The sequence below is a fragment of the Kitasatospora sp. NPDC101155 genome, from assembly GCF_044768305.1.
In the GTDB taxonomy this organism is placed as follows: Bacteria; Actinomycetota; Actinomycetes; order Streptomycetales; family Streptomycetaceae; genus Kitasatospora.
On sequence record NZ_JBIWPN010000060.1, the window covers coordinates 9,194 to 33,207 of the forward strand.

The 24,014-nt window shown below is 73.4% G+C and carries 15 protein-coding genes and 1 pseudogene; 5 read left to right on the forward strand and 11 right to left on the reverse strand.

What is annotated here, in order from left to right; translation table 11 throughout:
* A pseudogene (locus ACIRYZ_RS41110) lies at nucleotides 1-730 on the reverse strand (hypothetical protein); the annotation flags it as partial.
* 836 nt (nucleotides 731-1,566) lie between these two features.
* Between ACIRYZ_RS41110 and ACIRYZ_RS41115 the strand changes: the two are divergent.
* Nucleotides 1,567-2,853, forward strand: coding sequence for an IS256 family transposase (locus ACIRYZ_RS41115; RefSeq protein ID WP_402953786.1), 1,287 nt, complete (start codon nucleotides 1,567-1,569; stop codon nucleotides 2,851-2,853).
* Nucleotides 2,854-3,885: 1,032 nt separating this feature from the next.
* On the opposite strand, the gene ACIRYZ_RS41120 is transcribed toward ACIRYZ_RS41115, so the two are convergent.
* Nucleotides 3,886-4,746 (reverse strand): hypothetical protein, encoded by an 861-nt coding sequence (locus ACIRYZ_RS41120; protein ID WP_402953765.1) that lies wholly within the window; start codon nucleotides 4,744-4,746, stop codon nucleotides 3,886-3,888.
* A 134-nt stretch (nucleotides 4,747-4,880) separates the two neighbouring features.
* Here ACIRYZ_RS41120 and ACIRYZ_RS41125 point away from each other — a divergent pair, with 134 nt between their 5' ends.
* Complete coding sequence (locus ACIRYZ_RS41125) at nucleotides 4,881-7,955, forward strand: lantibiotic dehydratase (RefSeq protein WP_402953766.1); 3,075 nt, start codon at nucleotides 4,881-4,883, stop codon at nucleotides 7,953-7,955.
* 15 nt (nucleotides 7,956-7,970) lie between these two features.
* Here ACIRYZ_RS41125 and ACIRYZ_RS41130 read toward each other — a convergent pair whose 3' ends face one another.
* The 6 genes from ACIRYZ_RS41130 to ACIRYZ_RS41155 form a co-directional block, all read right to left on the reverse strand.
* Nucleotides 7,971-10,703 carry an NHLP bacteriocin export ABC transporter permease/ATPase subunit gene (locus ACIRYZ_RS41130; RefSeq protein WP_402953767.1) on the reverse strand — a complete coding sequence of 911 codons (2,733 nt, stop codon included), beginning with the start codon at nucleotides 10,701-10,703 and terminating at the stop codon, nucleotides 7,971-7,973.
* A gap of 1 nt (nucleotide 10,704) precedes the next feature.
* A complete protein-coding gene (locus tag ACIRYZ_RS41135; protein WP_402953768.1) occupies nucleotides 10,705-12,909 on the reverse strand; it encodes a cysteine peptidase family C39 domain-containing protein in 2,205 nt (734 codons plus the stop codon).
* Nucleotides 12,909-13,709 (reverse strand): HlyD family efflux transporter periplasmic adaptor subunit, encoded by an 801-nt coding sequence (locus tag ACIRYZ_RS41140; protein WP_402953769.1) that lies wholly within the window; start codon nucleotides 13,707-13,709, stop codon nucleotides 12,909-12,911. The genes ACIRYZ_RS41135 and ACIRYZ_RS41140 overlap by 1 nt, the downstream gene beginning before the upstream one ends.
* Before the next feature lie 87 nt (nucleotides 13,710-13,796).
* Nucleotides 13,797-13,931: a hypothetical protein gene (locus ACIRYZ_RS41145; protein WP_402953770.1), complete on the reverse strand. Its 135-nt coding sequence runs from the start codon at nucleotides 13,929-13,931 to the stop codon at nucleotides 13,797-13,799.
* A 44-nt stretch (nucleotides 13,932-13,975) separates the two neighbouring features.
* On the reverse strand, nucleotides 13,976-15,286 hold the full coding sequence (locus tag ACIRYZ_RS41150) for a JmjC domain-containing protein (RefSeq protein ID WP_402953771.1): 1,311 nt from the start codon (nucleotides 15,284-15,286) through the stop codon (nucleotides 13,976-13,978).
* Nucleotides 15,287-15,345: 59 nt separating this feature from the next.
* Nucleotides 15,346-16,584, reverse strand: a complete 1,239-nt coding sequence (locus ACIRYZ_RS41155) for a JmjC domain-containing protein (protein ID WP_402953772.1) — start codon at nucleotides 16,582-16,584, stop codon at nucleotides 15,346-15,348.
* A gap of 331 nt (nucleotides 16,585-16,915) precedes the next feature.
* On the opposite strand from ACIRYZ_RS41155, the gene ACIRYZ_RS41160 reads away from it, so the two are divergent.
* The 3 genes from ACIRYZ_RS41160 (at nucleotide 16,916) to ACIRYZ_RS41170 (ending at nucleotide 20,542) form a co-directional block, all read left to right on the forward strand.
* Entirely contained in the window at nucleotides 16,916-18,079 is a 1,164-nt protein-coding gene (locus ACIRYZ_RS41160; RefSeq protein ID WP_402953773.1) for a hypothetical protein, read from the forward strand.
* Between the two features lie 111 nt (nucleotides 18,080-18,190).
* The gene (locus ACIRYZ_RS41165) at nucleotides 18,191-19,360 is read left to right on the forward strand and encodes a YcaO-like family protein (RefSeq protein ID WP_402953774.1); all 1,170 of its coding nucleotides are present in this window, start codon (nucleotides 18,191-18,193) and stop codon (nucleotides 19,358-19,360) included.
* A 3-nt stretch (nucleotides 19,361-19,363) separates the two neighbouring features.
* Nucleotides 19,364-20,542, forward strand: a complete 1,179-nt coding sequence (locus ACIRYZ_RS41170; RefSeq protein WP_402953775.1) for a TfuA-like protein — start codon at nucleotides 19,364-19,366, stop codon at nucleotides 20,540-20,542.
* Between the two features lie 36 nt (nucleotides 20,543-20,578).
* On the opposite strand, the gene ACIRYZ_RS41175 is transcribed toward ACIRYZ_RS41170, so the two are convergent.
* Genes ACIRYZ_RS41175 through ACIRYZ_RS41185 form a run of 3 tightly spaced genes read right to left on the reverse strand, consistent with a single transcriptional unit; the run spans nucleotide 20,579 to nucleotide 23,943 of the window.
* On the reverse strand, nucleotides 20,579-21,541 hold the full coding sequence (locus tag ACIRYZ_RS41175; RefSeq protein WP_402953776.1) for a JmjC domain-containing protein: 963 nt from the start codon (nucleotides 21,539-21,541) through the stop codon (nucleotides 20,579-20,581).
* A 6-nt stretch (nucleotides 21,542-21,547) separates the two neighbouring features.
* Nucleotides 21,548-22,375, reverse strand: coding sequence for a DUF6065 family protein (locus ACIRYZ_RS41180; protein WP_402953777.1), 828 nt, complete (start codon nucleotides 22,373-22,375; stop codon nucleotides 21,548-21,550).
* Nucleotides 22,372-23,943, reverse strand: coding sequence for a SagB family peptide dehydrogenase (locus ACIRYZ_RS41185; RefSeq protein ID WP_402953778.1), 1,572 nt, complete (start codon nucleotides 23,941-23,943; stop codon nucleotides 22,372-22,374). The genes ACIRYZ_RS41180 and ACIRYZ_RS41185 overlap by 4 nt, the downstream gene beginning before the upstream one ends.
* Between the last annotated feature and the right edge of the window lie 71 nt (nucleotides 23,944-24,014).

Consider the following 24,014-nt stretch of genomic DNA (forward strand, 5'->3'; position numbering starts at 1 on the left):
TGGCGATGCCGAGTGCGTTGGTGGTGACGGTCACCGGGATGGCCCCGCCGCCGTTGAAGGTGACCGTCGCACCCGGAACGGGCACGCCGTTGCACAGCACCACCGCGGACACGACGGTGGGCTGGCCGGCGACTATCGGGCCGACCACCGGCTGGATGATGACCACCGAACAGGTCGGCGGCGCCGGCACGGTGACGGTGATCGGCGCGAAGGTGCAGGCCGCACAGGTGCCGGCGGCGGGGGTGAAGCTGACCCCCACCACCTGACCGCCCGTCAGCCCCAGCCCCAGACTGGCCGGACCGACCACGCCGTTGACCACCGGGGTGGTGACCGTGCCCCCGCCCGGCAGGGTGTAGGTCAGGGTGCCGTTGACGGAACCCAGGCCGGCGCCGCAGGTCAGGGTGGTCCCGGCGGTCACGAGGCCGCCGACGGCGATCGACAGCGTCGTGGAGATGGTCCCGGCCGGTGCCGCGTTGACGGTGACCGTGCCGCTGTCGACCCCGACCACCGCGGGGACGGCATTCAGGTAGGTCACCAGGACCAGCTGCGGGCCGGAGCCGACAGCCGTGAACGTCACCGGTCCGGCGGCGCCGGCGACCACCGGCACCGTCTGCGGGGCGGCGCCGTCGTAGAAGAAGACAGCGGTGACGGCCGCCGCGGGCGCGCCGGTGGCCGTGGCGGTGAAGGTGGAACACGCCGCCACGGGAGTGGGAACGATGGTTACTGCCATGTGAGCAGCCCCTTGAGCGAGTCGGGAGCGGGGCTGCCCGCACACGGCCGCGCCAGATGGTACGGCCGACGAATTCCACCTGTCAGGGTGCCCGTGCATGGGGACGGTGACCCGTCAAGCGATCACCACCCCGACGCCCCGACAAGGGAATGGGCACCCCACAGTCGGTCACCGCCATTACAACCACACCAGCCGGCCAAGGCCATACCCCTCCGAGCGAATAACCCGTATGAACCAACGTTCGGCACACCACCACACCCAACAGTCGCTCCGGCCACGGAACTTGCACCGTGCGGGGCGCACTGCACGACTCCGCACGCCCCGTTCCCGCCACACTGACCGCCTGCCGGACCGGTACGTCAGCAGTTCCCGGCGGGGACGAGCGCTCTGGTCGGCGAGCCGGGCTCAGGTGCTCAACGGGAGTCCGGGAGCTCGCCGGGAGCGCCTGTCGTCACCCAGGTGACGACCCCGCGCGAATCCAGCGGCCGGCTTGCCCGGGGCACGGATGCGGATCCGGTGCTTCTCGCGCTGTTCCACAGGCCCGCGGCGGCCACCGGATGAGGTGCCGCGTCACCGTCAGTGGGGCGTCGGTGCGCCCGGACAGGGTGCCGCCGAGTTCCTGCTGCACAGGGACAGCGCGGTAACCGGGCGGACGCTGCATGTTGTCCCGCCGCCCGGTGCAGCAGCGCTGCATGTTGTCCCGTCACCGGCCGTGGCCGACCGCCCACTTGTCCTGCTTGCTGCACCGCCCCCCTTGTCCCGGGGTTGACCCACGCAAGGGTCTGTACGGTCTTCGGTGTAACTCCCGATCATGGAAGTAGCACCTGATGAGCGACGTGACTGTCTCTGTTGAGGCGGTTGAAGAGGTCCGGCCGGTCGAGCTGTCGGCGGATCTGCTGGACGACCAGTTGATCGGGCAGTTGGTCGACCGGGCCCGTGCGAGCGGGCTGCAGTTGACCGGCGAGGGCGGGCTGTTGCAGCAGCTGACGAAGCGCGTGCTGGAGTCCGCCCTCGAAGGTGAGATCACCGACCACCTGGGTTATGAGAAGCACGATCCGGTCGGCGCCGGCAGCGGCAACAGCCGCAACGGCGTCCGCTCGAAGACGGTGCTGACCGACGTCGGCCCGGTCGAGATCTCCGTCCCACGTGATCGAGAGGGCAGCTTCGAGCCGCAGATCGTCAAGAAGCGCCAGCGCCGGCTGACCGGCGTCGACGAGATGGTGTTGTCGCTGTCCGCTCGGGGCCTGACGCATGGCGACATCTCCGCCCACCTGGCCGAGGTCTGCGGGGCGAGCGTGTCGAAGTCGACCATTTCGACCATCACCGACAAGGTCATGGACGGGATGGCCGAATGGCAGAACCGGCCCCTCGACCCGGTCTACCCGGTGATCTTCATCGACTGCCTCCACGTGAAGGTCCGCGACGGCCAGGTGGCCAACCGGCCGATCTATGTCGCGCTGGCCGTGACCGTGGACGGCACCCGCGACATTCTCGGCCTGTGGGCCGGCGACGGCGGTGAGGGCGCCAAGTACTGGCTCCAGGTTCTCACCGAGATCAAGAACCGGGGCGTCGAGGACGTGTGCATGGTCGTCTGCGACGGCCTCAAGGGCCTGCCCGACGCGATCGGGACGGTCTGGCCGCAGGCGGTCACGCAGACCTGCATAGTTCACCTCCTGCGGGCGTCGTTCCGCTACGCGGGCCGCCAGGACTGGGACAAGATCTCCCGCGCGCTCAAGCCGGTCTGCACCGCGCCGACCGCGAGGGCCGCGGAGGACCGCTTCCTGGACTTCCAGGAGGAATGGGGCGCCAAGTACCCGGCGATCGTGCGGCTCTGGGAGAACGCCTGGGCCGAGTTCGTGCCATTCCTCCAGTTCGATGCGGAGATCCGCAGGATCGTCTGCACGACCAACGCGATCGAGAGCGTGAACGCGCGCATCCGCAAGGCCGTCCGGGCTCGCGGGCACTTCCCGAACGAGGCCGCGGCACTGAAGTGCGTCTACATGGCCGTCATGCGCCTCGACCCCACCGGGCAGGGCCGCAAGCGCTGGACCATGCGATGGAAGCCCGCACTCCAGGCCTTCGACATCGCCTTCGACAGCCGACTCTCCGTCGGCCGCCGATAATTCACATCACACGAGTTACACCGTTGGCTGGACAGGCCCGCGCCCGGCGTCGCAGCTGGGCCCAGTTCACCTGGTGGCGCAGGACGGAGTGCTGCTCCACCAGGCCCAGCGCCGTCGTCAGGTAGGTCCGGGCCCCAGGCGACATGGCGTCATCTGGGCCCTGCGACAGCCCGCTCGCGGACCCGGCCACCGGCAACAGGACCCCCCACAGCCGCCCCCAGGACAGCCAGGCGCAGCGAGCGTTTCCGTGCCATGTGATTCCCCCCCCCAGCGTTGCCCACGGCGTCGCGGGGCGTGCACCACTGTAGGACCGGGCAGGGCAATCGTAGGAGAACTCGGCACCGTGCTCCTCGACCACGCCGAAGGCCCGGAAAGGTGGGCAATCCCCGGCCCGGCATCGGCGCCCGGTCAGGCCGGGCGCGCCCGCAGGGCCCGCCAGCAGGCGCCGCAGGCCACCCGACCCGACGGCGCACCACCGCCACCCCACCCCCACCACCAGGAGAACAGGGCGCGCAGAAAGGGTTGTCAGCTTTTCCGGCCACCTTGGTTGGCCTCTGAGCTGCACAGATGCCACCCCGCGCGCCGGGCGGGGGTACTGGCATCAGGAGCCACATCGGGAGTTGCAGCGGAAGCTGCATCAGGAGCTGCATCAGGAGGCCCGAGAGGGGCCGTTCCCAGGCCGCACGGGGGCCGGTCCGCACTCCCCCGGGGCCGGACGATACGTCAAGGCGCGGGAGCCGCCGTCAGGGGCCGTCTGGGAGCATCGGTCGGGCAAGGGGCACTGCCGGATCCGGTCGGGCATCGACACCCGGCCTGCCCGGGGACTGCCGCCAGAGACGGCCGGGCCGTCACCCACCACCGCTCTCCACCTACCAGCGAGCCGGGCAAAGGGATGAACAGAAGAGGTTATCACATTTTCCGGCCATCCAAAAACGGCCTCTGAACTGCGGAAACTCGCGGGGACGGCCGGGAGCTACGGGGTACCCACGGTGGTACGTGCGCAACTGCCTACGGTGGCACCTGCGGTGGTACCTACTCCCCCCAGCCGGGTGATCCGGCCAGCGTGGAGGCGGCCTCGGGCGCGCGGACGAGGCAGCGGTGGCGCAGCAGATCCCGCCGGTCGCCGGGCGACAGGAGCCGCTCCTCGGGACTGAGGTTCCTCGGGTGGTCGGGGTGCAGGTCGGCGCTGCCGTCGATCGGGCGGTCCCCGGCCACGTTGAGTCGATCGCCCGCCGGGGTCCGGTAGTCGAGGCGGAAGTCGGTGCGCCACTGGGAATTGCCGCCCCAGCCCTGGGACAGGTCGACCGTCGGGCGGTGCCGGCGCCGGAAGGTCCAGTACAGCGGCGAGCGGTCCGCGATGCCGCGCTGCGCGTGCGCGACGCCAGCGCGGACCCGCACGCCGGCCCGGTTGAACAGCAGCCGGCCCAGCATCAGGCCGGGCCACACGACCTCGGTGATCTCGATCGGCGCGTGCGGGTCGTCGGCCTGCTCGACCTCGACGATCTCGTGGAGGAAGGGGTCGAACGCGTCGCCGACCTCGAACGGCGTCATGCCGAGCGCGGTGAACACCTCGAGGTACGCACGTTCCGAGAGCTCCGAGAGCAAGGGCCGCGGCTCCGGGGAACCGGGCTCGTCGAAGTGCGGCCGGACGGTGAGCAGCAGCCGGTCGCTGACCCTCTGCAGGGCGTAGAGCTCCCACACGAGGTCTTGCCCGTCCGGCTCCGCCCCCTTCTCGGCCCACCACGAGGAGTCCTCGGCCGCCGTGGCCAGCCAGGCGCGGTAACCGTCCTGGGCCCGCCAGAGCCAGGGCACGACGACCGCCTCGTACGGTTCCACCCCCTCGTACCACGCCAAGGCCTCGTACAGTTCCCGCCCGTCCACCCCGAAAGACATGCCAGGAGTCTAGGAGGAGCCCCCACGACCGAGCCCGGAGCCGTGCGGCTGTCCGGGCCGCGGGACCGAGGAATGTGCCGAGATCCCTGGTGCGGGCCATTGCCACCGTGCTGTCGCCACCGTTGAGTGGGGGCATGACCACCCCTGGGTACGCGGCCGCCGAGCGGGTCGTCCTGCGGATCGCCGCCCTCCCCGTCGGCGCTCTCGACCGACTGGGTCCGCGGGCCGCCCGGTGCGACCCGGACGGGACCGACGAGGAGCTGGCCGCGTACGTGACGGCCCTGGCCTCCCACCCGGTGCTGCGCGAGGCGGTGGAGCTGGCCAGCGACTCGCTCGCGTCGGCGCTGCGGCAGATCGAGCAGGGCCGGGTGCCGCGGCGCGGGCGGCTGGTCGCGGTGGCCGTGGCCCTGACGAAGTACGCCCTGCGGATCACCCGGCGCCCGACCCCCTTCGGAACCTTCGCCGGGGTCGCCCTCGCGGAGCTGACGCCCGCGCCCTACGCGCGGGTCGGCGACGCGCACCGCAAGTCGGTGCGCCCGGACGCCGAGTGGTTCGCGGGGGTTGTCGACGCGTGCGTGGCGGCGGGCGGGCCGGTCGACGACGCGCAGGTCGTCGTCAACGACCTGTGCCGGATCCGCGGCGACCGGCTGCACCTGCCGTGGGCGGCACCGGCGGACGGCGCCACGGCGGGGCGGGAGCGATCGGTCCGGCTGGGCCCTGCGGTCCGGTTCGTGTACGAGCGCGCGGCGCTGCCCGTGCGGTTCTCCACCCTGGCTGGGGAACTGGTGGAGCGCGGGCTGGCACCCGCACCGCAGTGGGCCGACCTGCTGCTGCGCCGACTCGTCGCGGCACGGTTCCTGCTCACCTCCCTGACGGCCGAGGTGATCGGCGCTACCGCGCTGGACGAGCTGCGGCTGCGCGCCGTCCCGGGGACGCGGGCCGTGCCGGCCGGGGCGCGGGAAACGCTGGAGGCCTACGCCCGCACGCCGCCGGGTGACGGGCGCGAGGAGCTGCGCCGGGCGAAGGCGGTACTGCGCGGGGTCCGCGAGTCGGGGCCGCCGCCGCTCCAGGTCGACGTGCGGGCGGACGCCGCGGTGGGCCTGCCGCCCGCTGTCGGCCGCGAACTGGAGCACCTGGCGGCCTCGCTGTGGCGGATGTCGCCGCACCACGGCATCCTGCCGCACCTGGACGCCTATGCCGCGGCTTTCACCGAGCGGTACGGCGACGGGCTGGCGGTGCCGTTGCCCGAACTGACCGACCCCCACCGGGGCCTGGGGCTGCCGGGTGCCGCCCGGTCGTCGGCGCACCGTCGGCCGCGGCCGGGCGGGGAGCGGGACGCGGCACTGGCCCGGCTGGTGCACGACGCGCTGCGCGACGGCGGCCGGGAGGTCCTGCTGGGGGAGGAGACGCTGCGGCGGCTGGAGGTCGCGCACGACGGCGAACCGGGCCCCGCGTCGCTCGAACTGTTCGCCCAGGTCCTCGCGCGGAGCGTGCCGGAACTGGCGGCGGGTGACTTCACGTTGCTGCTGTCGCCGTCCGGCGGCTCGGAGAGCGCGGGCGCCTCGGCGGGACGCTTCGCCGGCCTCCTCGGGACCCGCGAGGTCGCGGCCCTGGTGGCGGAACCCGCACCGCCCGGGGCACTCCGCGCCCAGGTGATGTTCGAGCCGGCCGGCGCACGGCACCGCAACATCAGCCAGGTGCCCCGGCTGCTGGACCACGTCCTGCCGGTCGGGGTCTTCGCCGACCGGTCGGCCCCCGGCACGCTGGACTGGCGGCGGCTGGCCGTCGTCGCCGACCGGGGCCGGCTGCGGCTGGTGGAACCGGAGCGCGGCCGGGAGATCGTCGTGCGCAAACCGCACCTGCTGAGCGCGACCGCGGCGCCGCCGCTCGTGCGGTTCCTGCTGGAGCTGTCCACGGTGCGTCAGGCGACCTGGTCGCCGTGGCGCTGGGGGGCGATGGACGCCCACCCGTTCCTGCCGCGGGTGCGGCACGGGCGCGTGGTGGTCGCCCCGGCCCGGTGGCGGCCGGCACCGGGCATGTGCGGCCCGGACGTCCCGGCGGCACGGTGGCGGGCGGCCTTCGAGGAGTGGCGGTCGTCGCTGGGCGTGGCCCGGCACGTGCTCGCGGCGGCCGGGGACCGGGTCTGCGCGCTCGACCTGGACGAACCGCTGCACCTCGAGGTGCTCCGGCAGGAGCTGCGCGACGGCAGCGTCGAGGTGCAGGAGGACCTGGCGTCCGCCCCCGATGCCTTCGGCTGGCTCGGTGGGCACGCCCACGAGATCGCGGTGTCACTGACCCGGCTGCCCGATCCCGCGGCGCGGCCGGCCCGGCCCGCCCCGGTGCCGCCGGTCTCGCCCGTGCCCCTCCACAGCCCCGGCGGGGAGTGGCTGTACGTCAAGCTGTACGCGGCCGCGCAGGAGCACGACCGGCTCCTGGCCGGACCGTTGGGGCGCCTCCTGGAGGCGGTGCGGGAGTCGGGGCACACCGATCGCTGGTTCTTCACCCGGTACCAGGACCCGGCCCCGCACCTGCGGCTGCGGCTGCACGGCGATCCGGCGGTGCTGCTGCGCGAGGTGCTGCCGGCGCTGCACGCGGGCCTGACGCGGCTGCGGGAGGCAGGGCTGGCCGGCGACTGGGTGCTCGACGGCTACCGCCCGGAGCAGCAGCGCTACGGCGGCCCGGCGGCCCTGGCGCTGGCGGAGGAGGTCTTCGCCCTCGACAGCCGGGCGGCGCTCGGCCTGATTCCGGTGTGCGCCGCGGGCGGCGATGGCCTGCCGTCGGAGATCGTGGCGGCGGCGCAGCACGGCGTCCTGCTCGACGCGCTGGGTGACTGGCCGTGGTGGGAGTGGGTGGACCGCCAGTACCCCAACACCGAGGAAGGCCGGCAGTTCTACCGGCGCCACCGGGCGGCGGCGCTCACCCGGATCGTTCCGGGCCGCTGCCTGCAGGCGTTCGGCGGGCTGCCGGGAGCCGGGGCGGTGGCGAGGCTGTGGGCGCGGAGCGGTGCGCCGCGCCGTTTCGGCGAGGCCGTGATCGGCGCGCCGCTCGACGAGCGGACCTCGGTGGCCGTCGACGGGCTGCTGCACATGCAGCACAACCGGCTGATCGGCCCGGATCGTGGGCACGAGACCCGCACGCTCGCGGTGCTGCGGGGCGTGGCACGCGACCACCTCGGCAGCCTGCGTCACCGGAGCGCCGGCCCCGGTTGACCGGCGGGGTGGGGGTCAGTGAAGCTGGTGCCGCACCAGCCGGGCGAACGGGCCGTCGGCGTCGGCCATCAGCGCGGCAGGCGCGCCCTGTTGGACCACTCGGCCGACGTCGAGCACGACGACGTGGTCGGCGTTCACGACGGTGGAGAGCCGATGGGCGATGACGATCCTGGTCGCCCGCTGCCGCAGCGTACTGTCGGCGACGACCGCCTGGGTCACGTTGTCGAGCGCGCTGGTGGCCTCGTCGAAGAACAGGATGCGGGGCTGCCTGATCAGGGCCTGGGCGATGGCGAGGCGTTGCCGCTGTCCGCCCGACAGGGCGCCGCCGTCGCTCAGCAGCGTCTGCATGCCCATCGGCATGGCGGCGATGTCCTCGTCGAGTCCGGCGAGCCGGGCGGCCTGCCACGCCTCCTCGAGGGTGTGACCGCGTTCGGCGGTGATGGCCTGCAGGATGGTGCCGTCGAGCGGCCGTGCGTGCTGGGTGACCACGCCGCACTGCCGCCGGACGGCGGTGCCGTCCAGGGTCGCCAGGTCGCGGCCGTCGTAGCGGATCACGCCCGAGGACGGCTGCTCGAAGCCGAGCAGCAGGCGCAGCAGGGTCGACTTGCCGCAGCCGCTGGGGCCCACCACGGCGAGCATCTCCCCGGGACCCACCCGCAGGCAGACGTCCCGCAGCACCGGTACACCGGGTTCGTAGCCGAAGGACAGGTGCTCCACGGTGATGTCACCGGTGAGCCGCCCAGGCGCTTCCGCGTCGGCGCCGGCCTCCAGCGGGTGGGCGAGCAGCGGGCGCAGCCGGGTGAACAGCGGGACGGCGGCCAGGGCCGAGTTCAGCGCGACGGCGACCTGTACGGCGCTGCTGACGGCCACCGAGAGCGAGGCGTAGAACGACAGGAACCGCGCCTCGGAGCCCCCGGCGCCGACGGGACCGGACGCCAGGAAGACGACGGTCGCACACAGCGGCAGGTAGCAAGCGGCCAGCACGGCCACCGTGTTCTGCAGGCGCACCGCCCGGCGGGTCGCCCACTGCTGGTCGCGGTAGCGTTCCGCCCAGTCGGCGACGACGCGGTCCTCCGCACCGGCCACCCGGATCTTAGTGTGCGCGCGCAGCAGGTGGAAGACCCGGTCGGTCACGGCACTGCTGCGGGCCAGCAGTTCCTCCTGGGCCCGGGCCTGCAGGAGACCGAGCCGGCCGAGCACGGCGACGGCGGCGAGGATCGGCCCGGTCGCGACCAGGGCGAGTGGCACGCTGATCCAGTACATCAGCGCCAGGCCGACCACGACGGCCACGGCCGAGTGCAGCATCAGGGAGGTCAGGCCCGCCAGCGCGGTGCGCCCGGCCAGGACGCCGAGGACGGTCTGGGCGAGCTCGCCGGTGGAGCGGCGGCTGAAGAAACGCACTGGCAGCCGCAGCAGCCGGTCCCACAGCGCCGCTTGGGCGGTGGCCTCCAGCCGTCCCTCCAACCGCAGCAGGGCGGCGTTCTCGACCACCCCGAAGACCGCCGACGCCAGGCCGGCCGCGACCAGCGCCAGGCACAGCTGCGTGATGCTGCCGGTGCGCCCGGCGGGCACGTAGGAGCCCAGGACGGTGCCGGTGGCCAGCGGTACGAGGGAGGCCAGGAGCACGGCGGCGAGCGCGGCTGCGACCATGCGGGCGGTGTCGGCCCGCGAACCGCGCATCGCGTGCCGCAGCAGGTCGCGCAGCCGCAACGGCCCGGCGGGCAGCGGGCGGTGGAAGGTGACAGCGGTCCGCTCCAGGGTCGCGGCGGTGCGCGCGGTGACGTGCGAACTGCCCCCGTCGGGGTCCCGCAGCTGGTAGCGGCCCCACCGCCGCAGCAGGGCGACGGGGGTGCCGTCGGCCGTGCGGTGGCCCAGCAGCGGGCCGTGGTCGAAGCGCCACCAGGGCCCGGTCAGGGCGATCCGGCGGGCCCGGGTGCCGGTGCGGCGTTCCAGGTCCGCGACGGGGTCGCTCTCGCCTCCGGGCCCGGCCAAGGGTCCGGCGGGGGCACGGTCGGGGGCGAGGGGCAGGCCGAGGGCGACGGCGACGGCGGTGTAGCGGTCGGCCACGTCCGCACCCTCCCCGGGGACGACGGCCGCGACGCGCCCGGGAGCGACTGCGGCCCGCAGGGCGTCCGACGCACGCCGCCGGGCGTCCCGGTCGGCCTGCCTGGAGGCGGCCGCCTGACGGTCCCGGCGCCGTTCCCGGGTGTCGATGGCCGTCTCGGCGGCGCGCAGGGCGTCGGCGAGGTGTGCTGCGGCGCGGTCGTGCACGGCAGTGCCGGTGCGGTCCTGCCCACTGTGTGCGGCGTGTACGGCGCCGGTCGGTGGTGCCGCGCAGAGGCTGGGGCCCGGTGCGGACGCGGCGGTGAAGTCGGCCAGCACGCCCAGGACGGTGTCGACGCCGAGGTCGAGGGCGGTGAGCTCGGGGCCGGTCAGGGGGTCGGCGGGGTCCTCGGGCAGGTCGATGGCGCGCAGCCGGGCGTCGGCCAGGGGACGCAGCACGAGCTGGTGGCGGGGTCCGGCGGCGGGGGCGGCCAGGACGGCACCGGGCCCCAGTCGGCCGAGGTGGTGCCAGGGGCCTCCCGTCCCCGCCGGGTCGGCTGCGAACAGGTCGGCGGTTCCGGCCGCGACCAGCCACAGCACGCCGGTGGAGGTGAGGGTGAGGGGCCGCTGACCGGCGGGTTCGCCGCGGCGGGCGAGGGAGGGCGCGGGGTCGGGGGATGCCGGTGCGGCGGTCCGGGGTTCCATGTCAGCCCTCCTTGACCAGCCAGCTGTACAGCCCGCCGGCGGCGAGCAGTTCGTCGTGCGTGCCGCGTTCGCGCACCCGTCCGTCGTCGAAGACGATGATCTCGGCGCTGTCGCGCACCGTGCTCAGCCGGTGGGCGATGACGACGACGGCGCAGCCGCGGCGGCGCAGCCGGTCGGTGACGACGGCTTCGGTCTCGGCGTCCAGGGCGCTGGTGGCCTCGTCCAGGACGAGCAGGCGGGGGTTGCGCACCAGCGCGCGGGCGATCTCCAGGCGCTGGCGTTCACCGCCGGAGAAGTTGCGGCCGTCCTCGGCCACCTGGCAGTGGATGCCGCCGGGGCGCGCGAGGACCGCGTCGAGGACGGCGGCGTCCCGCAGGGCGGCGACGACGTCCTCGTCCGGTACGGAGGGGTCCCACAGGGTGATGTTGTCCCGCAGGCTCGCCTCGAACAGCACGACGTCCTGCTCGACGGAGGCGACACAGGAGGTCAGGGCCTGGCGCGGCACGTCGTCCAACGGGCGTCCGTCGAGGGTGACGGTGCCGCTCCAGGGCCGGTGCAGGCCCAGCGCGAGGCGGGCGACGCTGGACTTGCCGCTGCCGGAGGCACCGACGAGCGCGACCTGCCGGCCGGGCCGCACGGTCAGCGACACGTCGTGCAGCAGTGGGGGCCGGGTCGGGTTGTAGCCGAAGCTGACACGGTCCAGGACCAGGTGACCGGTCAGCCGGTGCGGTGTGCCCTGCCCGTCGGACAGCGGGTCGGGCTCCGCGGGGGTGCCCCCCGCGTCCTCTGCGTCCTCTGCGTCCTGCGCGGGAACGTCCTCCACGTCCCGGAGGCGGGCGACGAGGACGCCGAAGTCCTGGAGGCGGCCGACGGAGGCGGTCAGCTGGGCCAGCGGGACGCTGAAGCCGGTGACGAACACCTGGAAGGCCGCCAGCGCCCCGATGCTCAGCCGCCCGTGGGCCGCCTGCACCCCGCCGATCAGGAGCAGCAGGGCTCCGTTGACGGCGGCCACCGTCGGGGCGACCGCCATCAGCAGCGAGCCGACGGCGTCGACGCGCTGGCGCCTCGTCACCACCGTGGCCAGGGCGCTCGTCCAGCGCCGGAAGTTCTCGGCCTCGCCGCCGGTCGCCTTGAGCATCTCGATGAGCTGGAGGCTGTTGACGGTGGTCGTGTAGAGCCGGGTCTCGTCGGCCGCCAGCCGGGTGGCGCCGTCGGCACGGGCCCTGGCCGCCTGGCGCGCGGCGGCCAGGTTCACCAGGGACAGGGCCACGGTCACGCCGGTGAGCCAGGTGTCGTACGTCGCCAGCAGGGCGAGGCAGACCGCCGCCGTCAGGGCGTTGACGGCGAGGTTGGTGACGTCGGTGGACAGCACGGTGGCCACGTCGTCGTGGGAGGTCATGCGGCGGGTGAGGTCGGCGGTGCTGCGCCGGCCGTGGAAGGCGGTGGGCAACCGCAGCAGGTGCCGCAGGAAGCGCGCCGAGGAACGGGTGGCGGCGACGAGGCGGACGCGCAGCACGAATCCCTGGCGCAGCGCGGTCACCCCCGCGGTGAGCAGCACCGTGGCGGCCATGAGGGCGAGGAAGAGGGCCTGGGGCCGGTCGCCGTGCGGCAGGACCAGGTCGACGAACCACCGGGTGAGCGCGGGCAGGGCGATGCCCGTGAGGGTCGTCAGCACACCGCAGAGCAGGATGAGCCACAACAGGGGTGCGGTGCCGGCGAGTCGTGCGTGCAGTCCGGCGAGCGGGCCGGGCCGGCGTCCGGCCCGCACGAAATCGCCGCCGGGGTTCATGGTCAGGGCGAGGCCGGTGAAGCTCTCGTCGAACTCCTCGGCCGAGACGCTGCGGCGGCCGAAGGCCGGGTCGTTCAGGTGGACCAGGTGCCTGCCGAAACGGCGGCTGAAGCCCTCGACGACGAGGAAGTGGTTGAACTGCCAGTACACGACGGTGGGTTGGCGCAGGGCGGCCAGCTGCCCGGGCTCCAGACGCCGTCCCTGGGCGTTCATGCCGTAGTTCCGGGCGGCCCTGACCAGGGCCGCGGCGGTGGCGCCGTCCCGCGAGACCCCGCACGCGATCCGCAGTTCCTCCAGCGGCACGTGGCGTCCGTGGTGTCCCAGCACGATGGCCAGGCTCGCGGCGCCGCACTCCGCGGCCTCCATCTGCTGGACGTGCGGGGTGCGCACCCGGCGGTGCCGCACGACCGTCGGCATCAGGACACCACCAGGCTGACCGGCCTGACCGGCGGCAGGTCGATGGCGGCACTGACCAGGGTGCGGGTGTCGATCGGGTAGGGCGGCCCCTGCAGCGTGGACCAGCGGTAGCCGCTGACCGTGTTGCCGGGCAGGAGGCGCACGATGACCCGGACCGGCTCGCCCCGGGCCACGAAGTCGCCGGCGAGTTCGGGGTCGGCCAGGAAGGCCGCGAGCTGTCCGCGGGTCTGGGGGCGGGCCCCGACCTCCTGCACGGTGCCGCGCACCACGCCGTACTTCTGGTCGGGGACCGACAGCACCGCGAGGTCCACGTGCTGGCCGGGCCGGACACGGGCGGCGTCGGCGGGCGGCAGGTAGAGGGCGGCTTCGAGCGGGGAACCGGCCGGACCCGGTTCGATGACGGCCAGGGTGTCGCGGACGGTCACCTGCCCGCCGACCACGGCCAGCACGGAGGCCATCCGGCCGGCCGAGACCGCCCGCACCACGTGCGGCCCGTCGGCGCCCGCGACGGTGAAGAGCACGGTGCCGGGCGTGAACTCGGCGCCCTCGGGTACGGGGGCATCGACGATCTGGCCGGCCACCGGGCTGCGCAGGGTCGTGCTGCCGGCCGCGCGGGTCAGGACTCCGGGGGCGTGCACGGTCTGCGGCAGCGATCCGGCGCAGGCCCACACGGCGCCGCCCGCCACGAGGACGGTGGCCAGCGCGAGCAGCAGCACGCTGCGGGTGCCCGCGAGTACGACCGGGACATCCGACTCCTCAGCCCGGCCGAGTCTGGCCAGGGCGCGGCGACGGAACTCCATACGGGTGTGCACCTTTCGCTTGGCGGGTGCCCGGGCCGGCCGCGATCCGGCGGGAACCGGCCGTCGCCGGCCCGGGCACCTGGTCGATCAGGTGTTCAGCAGGCGCGGGATCGGCAGGGAGGCGCCGGAGACGTCCTCCAGCTCCTCCTCGGTGATGATGATCTCGGTCGCCGCGAGTTCGGCGTCCACGTTCTGGGCGGCATCGATGTCGTTCGCAGCCATGCCTTTTCCTTTCTCTCGAGACAGGAATGTCCTGGTCGGACGCCTCAAGGTTCGGACCGGCCTGATTCCGGGTCAACGGATTCCTGGAGATGTGACGGTAGGTCCCTCGGTGACCCGCGGCGTTCCGGTGCGGGCCGGCGGACGATGCCCGCGCGGTGGAGGGTGCGGACGAGCGTCACGGCCGCCTCCTCGGTGACGCCGGGGATGTCGCGGGCGCACCACGGGACTTGACCGTCCTGGCCCCACCGGGCCGCCAGGAAACGGGCGGCGGGGCCCTGGAGCGTCAGGGACCGGTCGGCGAGGTCCAGCCGCAGCCGCCCACCGTCGCCGTGGACCATGTCGAACAGGCTCTCGGAAACCAGGACGACGAGGGTGCCGGCGTCGACGGCGGGGCCCAGGGCCGCAGCGACGGGAGCGACATGCGGTTCGGGGTAGCCACCGCGCACCAGCCTGGCGACGCCGTCGGCGAAGGCGGCGCTGTCCACCCGGGCCAGCGCCTCGGTCAGCTCCCGCCGCACCTCGTCGGTCACTTCGGCCAGCCGACCGGTGTCGCGGGCCAGGCCCCACGGCAGTTCGGCGCGCAGTCCGGTGAACTCGCCCTTGCGGCTGCCCAGGTGGCGTACCAGCTGCTCGGCGAGCCAATGCCGGGTGAGCATCGGCACGAACCCGATGGTGACGTGCACCGAGGGCTCGTCGGTGGCGGTGCCGCTGTGCAGCCAGCCGCGGGGGATCCACAGCACGTCGCCGGGGTGCAGGGTCACCTCCAGAGCGGCGGGCTCGTGCGCGAACCGCTCCAGTTGCACGGCGGTGGGGCCGTTGTCGTGGTTGGTCTCGTGCGGCAGCGGGTCCGGGAAGGGCTGCTCGCGCACCCGCCAGGTCTTGCTGCCGACGGTCTGGACCAGCACGTTGCCGCGCTCGTCGAAGTGGTACGGGAAGCCGGTGTTGCCAGGCGGAGTCAGGAAGGCCGTGGCGGTGGTAGCCGTGCCGACTTCGTGGGCGAGGCCGCGGCAGAACTCGCCGACGGGCCGCCAGTACCGGTGGATGTTGTCCAGCACCAGGGTGGCGCCCTGGTCGAGCAGCCCGGTCACCGCCCCGGGGCGCACGTGCCCGGCGAAGGACGGCTCCAGGGACCGCTCGCCCCAGGTGTAGTCGGCCGGCGGCACCTCCCGGCCACCGAGCACGATGCGCACGTCGGCCGCCGACACCCCGTCGCGCAGCAGCTCGTCGGTGCCCTCGAGGTCGAGCAGCCCGGCCAGTTCGCCGGCCGGCATCGACCACACCTGCGGAGTGGTGGGCGGGTCCGACAGGAACTCCTCGGGTGACGGCACGAGCTTCGCGAGTGCTCGGTAGCGCATGGTCCGGTCTCTCCGTTCCGGCGGGGAAGGCTGCGGTGGGTTCCTCGGGCAGTGCCGGGTCAGTCGGCGTCGGCGTGGCGCGCGACACCCAGCCGCAGCAGGGTCCGCACGAGGTCGAGGGCGGCGGCCTCGCCGGCGAGCGGCGCGATGTCGTGGGCGCACCACCGCTCCCCGTCGTCGGCGGACCACAGGTCTTCGATGCGGTCGGCGACGGCTCCGCGCAACGTGAGGGTGGTGCTGCCCAGGTGGAGGCGGAGCCGACCGGCGTCAGCGCGCTCGACACCGGCGACCGCTTCGGGGACCAGGACGACGGGTGTCGTGGGGCCGGTGGGGTCCGCGGTCGCGGAGACCGTCGGTGTGCCGGGCGGCTCCAAGAAGTTCTTGCGGATGTCGCGCACCAGGGAGTCGGCCAGGCCCGCCGCGTCGACCAGGGGCAGGGCCTCGGCGAGTTCCTTGGCCACCTCGGCGATGACGGCGGCCAGTTCGCCGGGGCTTCGCGTGATGCCCCAGGGCAGTTCCCTGCGGAAGTCGGCGAACTCCGGGCGCCGCTCGTCCAGTCGCTCGGCCAGCTTCCCGGCCAGCCAGTAGCGGGTGAGCATGGGGACGAAGCCGACGGCGACGTGCACGGAGGGTTCCCCGGTCGCGATCCCGCTGTGCAGCCAGCCCCGCGGGATCCACAGCACGTCGCCCGGGCGCAGCGTGGTTTCCAGGGCGGGCGGCCGCTGCGCCAGGCGGGCGGATTCGGCCTCGTCGGGCCTGTTGCGGCGCAGCGTCTCGTGCGGCAGCGGGTCGGGGGCCGTCGCCTCGTGCACCCGCCACGTCTTGCTGCCCGAGGTCTGGATGAGCAGGTTGCCACCCTCGTCGTGGTGGTAGGGGAAACCGGGCTGGTCGGCCGGGGTGATGAAGCCGGTGGCGGAGGCGGGCAGGCCCACCTCGTGGCCGAGTCGGCGGCAGAAGTCACCGACCGGTTCCCAGAAGCGGTGCAGCACGTCGAGGACGATCGTGGAGCCGTCACGCAGCAGCGTGCCGACGGCGCCGGGCCGGACCGTGTCGGCGAACGGCCGCTCGATGGGACGCTCCCCCCAGACGTACTCGGCCGGATCCACGCCCCTGCCGTCGCGCACGGCGCGGAAGGCGGCGGCCGGGACACCGGTGTGCAGCATCCGGTCGATACCGGCGTGGTCCAGCAGCCGGCGCAGGGGTTCCGGCGGCATCGACCAGACCTGGGGGCGCGTCGGCGGGTTCGCCACGAAGTCCTCGGGCGACGGGACGATCTGTGACAGGGCGGTGAACCGCACGGCATCCTCCTCGGGGTCGGTGGCCTGGGGCCGGCAGCGGTTCCCCAGGCGCCGGGCGGCGGACCCCGCCGGGGCAGGCGGCCCGCTCCACAGCCCACACGCACCGGCACGATTCGACAACCGTCCCGGGCACATCCTGTGGTGAAGTTCTCGGGTCCGGCGCGGACCGAGAAGTCACCGAAATCCCTGGGGCTGCGCCTTGCCGGGACGCCGGTGCCTCTGGTCGACTCGGCGAGGTTCCCCCAATCGCAGTCGCAGTTCGCAGTTCTTCGCAGTTCACAGGACAGGACGTCGCAGGACCGGATACGGAAGGGCAGGGCCCGGCGCGCTCATGAACGACGACCTGATCGCCAACCCGCAGGTGACCCTGGAGGTGTTCCTCTCCGTTCGCAGACGCGGGCGGCCGGTGGAGCGCGTCAGGTTGACGGCCCCCGCCGAACTGGCCCTGCTGCCCGCGCTGTTGGCCGGGCAGCAGGCGACGCCGCAGGAGAAGCGCCAGGCGGCGGTGCGCCTGGGCCTGCTGTTGCCGCCGGACGAGGCCCCGGCCCGACTGGAGGAACTGCGGCTGCGCTGCGATGTCGACGAGGAACTGCTCGTCCTGCTGCCGCCGCGGGCTGCCGGCCTTCCGGTGCCGGACGCCGCCGAGTTGCGGATCAACCCCGGTCTCCACGTCCAGAACGGCCCGGAGCTGCCGCAGGCCGTCGCCGCGGACGCACCCGAGGGCCACGCGGTCGTCCCGGGCCCGCGGGACTTCGCCGCCGAACGGCCCGTCGTCTGGGTGCGCGACGCCCGTTCGGGCACCGTGGTGCCCTGGTGGTGCGACGGCACCTGGGGCCCGGACCTGCGGCGGGTCGCCCTGGAGGGCGCGCCCCCCGCAGCGCTCTCCCGGGACGCGCTGCGGGCCCTGTGGCTGGCGGGCGTGCTCGTGCCCCGCACCCCGCCGGGGCCGCCGGCGGCCCCGGCGGAGGAGAGCGGGGACGGGGTACTGGTCCTGCGCGGGGTGTTTCCTCCGCTGTTCGTGGCGGCGCTGCGGCGGCACTTCCGGCGGATGCGCCGGGAGGGCTGCTTCAGCACGGACCGCCAGCAGGTCCGCGACGGCCTGCGGGACGGCATGTACTGCGACGCCGTCACCCTGTTCGTGCAGCGGCAGCTCGCGCGGGCCGTCACCGCGTGGGCCGGCGAGCCGGTGCGGCCCTCGTACACCTGGGCGGTCACCTACCAGCCCGGGGCCGCCCTCGCGCCCCACCGGGACCGCCCGCAGTGCCGGTGGAACGTCTCGCTGTGCGTGGACGACGACCCGGCCGGCGCGGACCCGTGGCCGTTCCGCATCCGGACCGCCGACCGCCTGCACGAGGTCGCGCTCGGCATGGGCGACGCGGTCGTCTACAGCGGCACCGACGACGAGCACTGGCGCGACCCGCTGCCCGCCGGCCGTCACGTCACGATGTGCCTGCTGCACTACGTCGCCCCGGACTTCACCGGCCCACTGAACTGACCCCCGACCGCAGAACAGGAAGCCGACGTGCGCCAGGTAGCACCGGAAAGTCTCACGTCTCTCGGCCCCTCGTCGTTCGAGCACGGCACCGCGAGGACGGAGGCGGGGCATGTGAGGGACTTCGCCGAAACGTGGGAGTGGCTCGAGCCCTTGCTGCCCCGGGTTCCCATCACGCGGGTGTACGACCTGGCGCCCATCGACTTCATCGGCGTTCCGGTGTGGTCGGCCGTCACGCCCTTGGCCAAGGACCTGGCCGTGAGCATGGGCAAGGGCGCCACGGCCCTCGCGGCGAAACTGAGCGCCGTCATGGAGGCGATCGAGCGGGTATCGGCCGAGGCCCTGCCGCCCGACCGGGTCGTCAGCGGGTCCTATCAGGACCTGGCCGCTTCCGGAGCAGTGGACCCGACGGCGTTCAACCTCCCGTCCGACACGTCGTACCGGCCCGATGCGGTGTTCTCGTGGACGGGAGCGTACGACCTGATGGGGAAGGACCACAGGCTGGTGCCGACCGACCTCGTGCTGAATCCGGCGAGCGAGGGAGTCACCGCCCGGATCGAGACGAACGGGCTGGCGTCGGGCAACTCCTATGCGGAATCCGTGCTCCACGCGCTGTACGAACTCATCGAGCGGGACGCCGTGTCCGAGGAGGATTTCTACACCGCCCATCACGACCCGGGGTTCTCTCCGCCCCGTCCGCTGAGGACCGTGGATCCGGCGACCGTGCCACCGGGAACCGCGCGGGACTTCATCGAGAAGTTGGGCGATCAGCGGCTGGTCGTGCGCATTCAGGAGATACCGAGCGCCATCGGTGTGCCGGTGTTCGGCGTGGTTCTCATCGACAACGATTTCTTCGGCTCCGCGGGCGAGTCGGTGACCTTCGGGGGGTACGGCGCCGACCTCGATCCCCAGCGCGCACTGGTCCGTGCCATCACCGAAGCCTGCCAAGCGCACAGTGGTGTCGCCGGCGGCGCTCGTGACGTGTTCGAGAGCATCCACTCGAAGCGGAGGCCCGCCGAGCAGAAGAGGCGGTCGGAGCTCTACTACGGCTCTCCGACCCTGGCGTTCCCCCAGGAGAGGAGAGGCTGCGACGACGTCCTGCAGGGCATCGAGGAGATCGTCGGCCGGCTGCGCGCCGCGGGAACGGAGCACTGTCTGGTGACGGAAGTGACGCGCCCGGACCTCGGCGTACCCGTCGTCCGCGTTCTCGTGCCGGGTCTTGCCTGCTCCTACGGTGAGACCTCGCGAACCCCGACTCTCCGCATGCTTGGATCGGTGGTCTGAGTGATGAAAACGACTGTTTTCACTGGTCCTTCCCTGGCACCCGGCCAGGCCCGGGAGCTCCTGCCCGCCGCCGAGGTCCTGCCGCCCGCGAAGCGCGGAGACGTGTACCGGGCCAGGGCAGGAGGCAGCACCCGCATCCTCGTCATCGACGGCACCTTCGCGCACGAACTCCCCATTTCGACGCGCGAGGTGGTGGACGTCGCCCAGGACGGTGCGCAGATCTTCGGCGCGTCCAGCATGGGGGCCATCCGGGCGGCGGAATGCTGGCCGGCAGGCGTGCGGGGCGTGGGTGCGGTCTACCGGATGTACCGGATGGGGCTGCTGGATTCGGACGACCCGGTGGCGGTCGCGACCGATCCCGACCGGGACCATTCGGCGGTCAGCGTCGCCCTGATCAACATCCGCGCGGCCGTTCGGAGGCTGCGCGGACTTCGCCTGATCACGTCGTCCCAGCAGGACGCGCTGATTCACGCCGCGACGGCGTTGTACTACCCCGACAGAACGTGGCGAATGATCCTCAAGAAAGCAGGAGTGGGAGATCCGGACGGGGCGATACGAGAAGCCTGTGCGGCCGTCGACATCAAGCGGGCCGATGCGCTGAGCGCTGTTCACCTGCTGGCTGCTACGCCTGACCATGGCGAATTCGACGGCGTGGCCCGGACGCTCGACCGGGGTCCGCGGTACTTCTCTCACGATCCGCTGCTCGGGTACGACCGGCCGCGACTCGACACCGAGCTGCCCCGTTTCCTGGCCGGTAGCGGGCGGTATCGGAAGTACCTGCGGTGGCTGGTGGCCGACGAGCCGGAATTCGACGGCATCGCCGCGAAGGACTGCCCGAGGTCGCCGCGGAACCCGCTGGCCGAGAAAGCCCTCGCCCGCGTCTTTCAGGACCGCCGGGAGATTCCTCGTCGCCTCATGGAGAAGGTCGCCTCATTCGGGCAGTTCGAGACCGAGGTGATGCTGTGGCACGCGGTCCTTCGGCTGGAGGCTCACAAGCTCGGCCACGACGCCGAGGTGACCCCTGATCACGAACAGCAGGTCCGGGGGAGTGTCGCGCGACTCCACGGGTACCAGACGTGGGAGTCGCTCACATCGGACCTGCGGGACGGGAACCTCCCCAGTGGCATCCCCTTCGAGTGGGTCGAAGAAGCCTGTGTCCGTCTGATCCACGCGAGGGCGTAACTCGCACCGGCGGGAGCCCGGGCCGGGCTCCCGCCGTCATTCCTCGGAGTCGGAGTCGGGGTCGGAGTCAGCGCCGGGGTCAGAACCGGGGTCAGGGTCGGCCGCGGCGATGGCGGTGAGGCGGCCGCGTGCGCCGGGGGTCTGGAGTCCGGCGGCGGTGCGCTGCGCCTGCGCGACCAGCTCCCGCGGCGAGAGGCGTTCCCACAGCAGGCGCAGCAGTTCGGCCATGGTCTCCTCGGTCTGCGGCCGGGTGGCGAACCCGGGCGGCATCGAGCGGCGGAAGGCGACGTCCTGCTCGAAGACCTTGCGGATCCCGTCCTGGATGGCGGTGGACCACAGCACCGGCTCGACGGCGATGGTGAGGTGCAGGGAGGTGACGTCCTCGGTGGCCGCCGCGTGGATGGTGCCGCGCGGCAGGTAGAGCAGGTCGCCGGCCCGCAGGAGGAGGTGCCGGTCGTACCGGGCGGCCCCCGGGCTGCTCTCCCGGAACATCCGGCCTTCGAAGGGCAGCGGGGTGCGCACGCCGTACAGGCGCCAGCGTTTGGTGCCGTGGATCTGCGCGACCAGGACGTCGTGCCCGTCGTGGTGCGGAACGAAGCCTTGGGCGTTGCCGCCGGGGGTGAGGTAGGCGTTGGCCCACACCTTGGCGCCGGCCCACTGGCCGAGGGCCCGGGTGAGCGGCTGCAGGGGCTCCCAGCGGGAGTCGACGTGCTGCACCTGGAGGGTGGCGCCCGCCTCGAAGGCGTCGTAGATGGCGCCCAGGCGGGTACCCGGCTCGACGGGATCCTTGCGTCCGGCGTGGACCACCCGGAGCTGGTGGAAGTCGGGGCCGGACAGCGCGAGCAGCCTGTCGAAGTCGTCGAGGGTGAGCAGCTCCCGATAGTGGCCGGGCTGTTCGCGCGCCACGTGCAGGGGCTGCTGCTCGCGGAAGTCGCGTTCGAACTCCTCGACGGTGACCGGCGCGAGCAACCGTGCCAGGTCGAATTCCGGCAGGGGCATGGCTACTTACTCCTTCTCCTCGGCGTGCAGGGCGCGGTCGGTGAACGGCTGGAGGTCCACCTTGCGCCGGTGCTCCGGGAACCGCTCGCCGTCGTGGTTCTCGCCGCGCAGGTAGTGGCGCTGGAACTGCTGTTGGTGCGCCCGGGTGCCCGGGACGAGGCGTTCCTCGCTGAACCGGTCCCGGCTGGCGCTGAAGGCGCGGTAGCCCGCTTCCTCGGGCGATCCGGCCAGTGGGGTGGTCTCGGGCCGGAAACGGGTGAGTTCGTCGCGCCGTTGCGGCACCAAGGCGCACACCGGCTCCCCGGCGCGGAACTCGATCGGGTGGTGCGGCCGGGTGACCTGCCAGTTCATGGTGAAGAACGCGCTGGTCCAGTCGGTCTCGATGAGTCCCGACAGGGCCGTGATCCCGTCCTTGGGCAGGTTCGCCGGGCCGCGCACGAGCAGGTTCCAGCCCGGCGGGGTGCGGAAGAGGTAGGGCAGGTGGAAGGTGAGCACGCCGTGCCCGAAGTTGCTGAACGCCGCCCGTCGGGCGTGCTCGTCGGCGTAGCGCACCCGCAGGGCGGGGGCGTGCCGGTTGCCCTCCCAATCGACGGTGAACGTGCTGTTGTTGAGGATCCACCACTCCGACTGGTTGGCCATCATCAGCGGCAGGCAGCGGCGGGCGAAGCCCTCGTCGGTCGCCGCGATCCACTCGCGGTGGACGGGGGCGGGCACCAGGGGCAGGTCGGGGCCACCGTCGACGGTGTAGGCGGTCAGCGGCAGGGGACCGGACCCGCCGTCGGCGGGTGCGGTGGAGCGGGGAGCCCGGTCGGGGGTGCGCGGTGGCGTCGTCATCGTTCCTGTCCCATGGCGGTTTCGGGTCCGCCGCGGGTGGCGGCCCGGTGGCCCCAGTCGGCGGAGTTGACGGGTTCCCAGCCGTCCGCGTCCGGCGCGCCCGAGGGGGCCGGGGCGTCGTGGGGGCGGGTTCCGAGCAGGAACTCGCCGAGGGCGACCTCGCGCGTGCCGTCCAGCCCGAGGGCCGCGGTGACGGTGTCCGGATCGGCGACGCCACGCAGCGCGCAGGGTGCCAGTCCCATGGCGGTGGCCACCAGGTACATCGTCTGGTGCAGGACGCCGAGGTGCTGGAGGGTCAGGGCGTAGGCGATCGCACCGTAGTTCCACGACAGGCGCTGGACGCGTGAGGTGACGGTGATCAGCAGGTCGGGGGTGGCCCGGTGCCATGTGCTGATGCGACGGGTCATCACCTCGCCGACCCGCTCGCAGCGTTCGACCGCGACGAGCGCGTGCTCGAGCGGGTCGTAGTGGTAGGTACCGGCGGGCAGTCCGTCGCAGCGGCTGACGGTGACGTACAACTCGAGTTCGTGGATGCCGTCGGTGCCGGGGTAGGGCCGGGAGGTGCGTTCGAACAGCGGACGGGTGTCCCACGCGTAGTACGGTCCGGGGCGATCGCCGAGGCGGCTGCGGACGCGGGCCGTGCGGTAGAGGAACTCGCCCAGCGCACGGGTGGTGACGGGCTCGTCGCCGTAGTGCTTCCAGGAACGCCGGGACTCCAGCACGACGGTCAGCGGGGGGTCGTCGCGCAGCAGGTCGGCCAGCCGGGGCCGGGGCAGCGGGACGCGGGCGGCACCGGGCGGGTGCGGGCGCGCCGCGGGCTGGGGCGGCAGGACGTTGAGGAAGCGCGGCAGGGTGTCGCGCGACGGGGTGCTGCGGGCGGCGAAGAGCAGGTCGTGGAAGTCCCACTGGCGCAGTGCCGGGTCGTCGTCCTCGCCGCCGCGGCCCGGGGTCTCGGCGAGGTCGAGACCGATGAGCAGTCCGGCGAGCCGGGCCATGACCCCAGTGGTCAGACCGGGGTCGCCGGGCCCGGCGACCGACAGCAGGTCCTCGGCGGTGCGGGGTCCGGCCAGCTGCAGGACGGCGGCGCGGGCAATGTCGTCGGTGAGCCGCAGGCGAGCCGGTGAGCGGGGGGATTCCAGGACGATGGCGCCGCCGTCGGCGCGCAGCAGGGCGAACCGGGAGAGCCGGATCGGGGTGTCGGCCGCCACCGGGGGCGGCAGGGTCAGCGACAGCGCCCGCAGGGGTTCAACGCGCAGCAGGGTGCGGCCGCCGGGGGCCCGCAGGTCGCGCACCAGCAGGTGGCTGAGGCGTTCGAGTACCCGCATGAGGGCGGCGTGGTGGGCCGCCCGGCCCGGCGCCGGTGGCGCCTCCGCCGGGTCGCCCGGCAGCGGCAGGGGGTCGCGGGCGAGGCCGCACAGGACGTCGCGGAGCTCGGGCGGCAGGCCGCGCAGCACGTAGGACCGCGGTGCGCGGTGGACGACGAGCCGGTCGTCGTCGAGGTGTAGGCGCACGTCGGCGGCGAAGGAGACCTGCTGGTCCCCGCCGCCGGTGCCCGGCTCGTTCTGCACTGCTCGCTCCCTTCGTCGTGCGGCCCCGGGGCTCCCGCTCGGCATCGTGCGGAGGTCCGCCGGGCGGGGTC

Coding starts and splice junctions, on each gene's coding strand:
- ACIRYZ_RS41120 (WP_402953765.1), bottom strand. CDS start 4,746: ATGTCTTTCGGGGTGGACGGGCGGGAACTGTACGAGGCCTTGGCGTGG.
- ACIRYZ_RS41125 (WP_402953766.1), top strand. CDS start 4,881: ATGACCACCCCTGGGTACGCGGCCGCCGAGCGGGTCGTCCTGCGGATC.
- ACIRYZ_RS41130 (WP_402953767.1), bottom strand. CDS start 10,703: ATGGAACCCCGGACCGCCGCACCGGCATCCCCCGACCCCGCGCCCTCC.
- ACIRYZ_RS41135 (WP_402953768.1), bottom strand. CDS start 12,909: ATGCCGACGGTCGTGCGGCACCGCCGGGTGCGCACCCCGCACGTCCAG.
- ACIRYZ_RS41140 (WP_402953769.1), bottom strand. CDS start 13,709: ATGGAGTTCCGTCGCCGCGCCCTGGCCAGACTCGGCCGGGCTGAGGAG.
- ACIRYZ_RS41145 (WP_402953770.1), bottom strand. CDS start 13,931: ATGGCTGCGAACGACATCGATGCCGCCCAGAACGTGGACGCCGAACTC.
- ACIRYZ_RS41150 (WP_402953771.1), bottom strand. CDS start 15,286: ATGCGCTACCGAGCACTCGCGAAGCTCGTGCCGTCACCCGAGGAGTTC.
- ACIRYZ_RS41160 (WP_402953773.1), top strand. CDS start 16,916: ATGAACGACGACCTGATCGCCAACCCGCAGGTGACCCTGGAGGTGTTC.
- ACIRYZ_RS41170 (WP_402953775.1), top strand. CDS start 19,364: ATGAAAACGACTGTTTTCACTGGTCCTTCCCTGGCACCCGGCCAGGCC.
- ACIRYZ_RS41175 (WP_402953776.1), bottom strand. CDS start 21,541: ATGCCCCTGCCGGAATTCGACCTGGCACGGTTGCTCGCGCCGGTCACC.
- ACIRYZ_RS41180 (WP_402953777.1), bottom strand. CDS start 22,375: ATGACGACGCCACCGCGCACCCCCGACCGGGCTCCCCGCTCCACCGCA.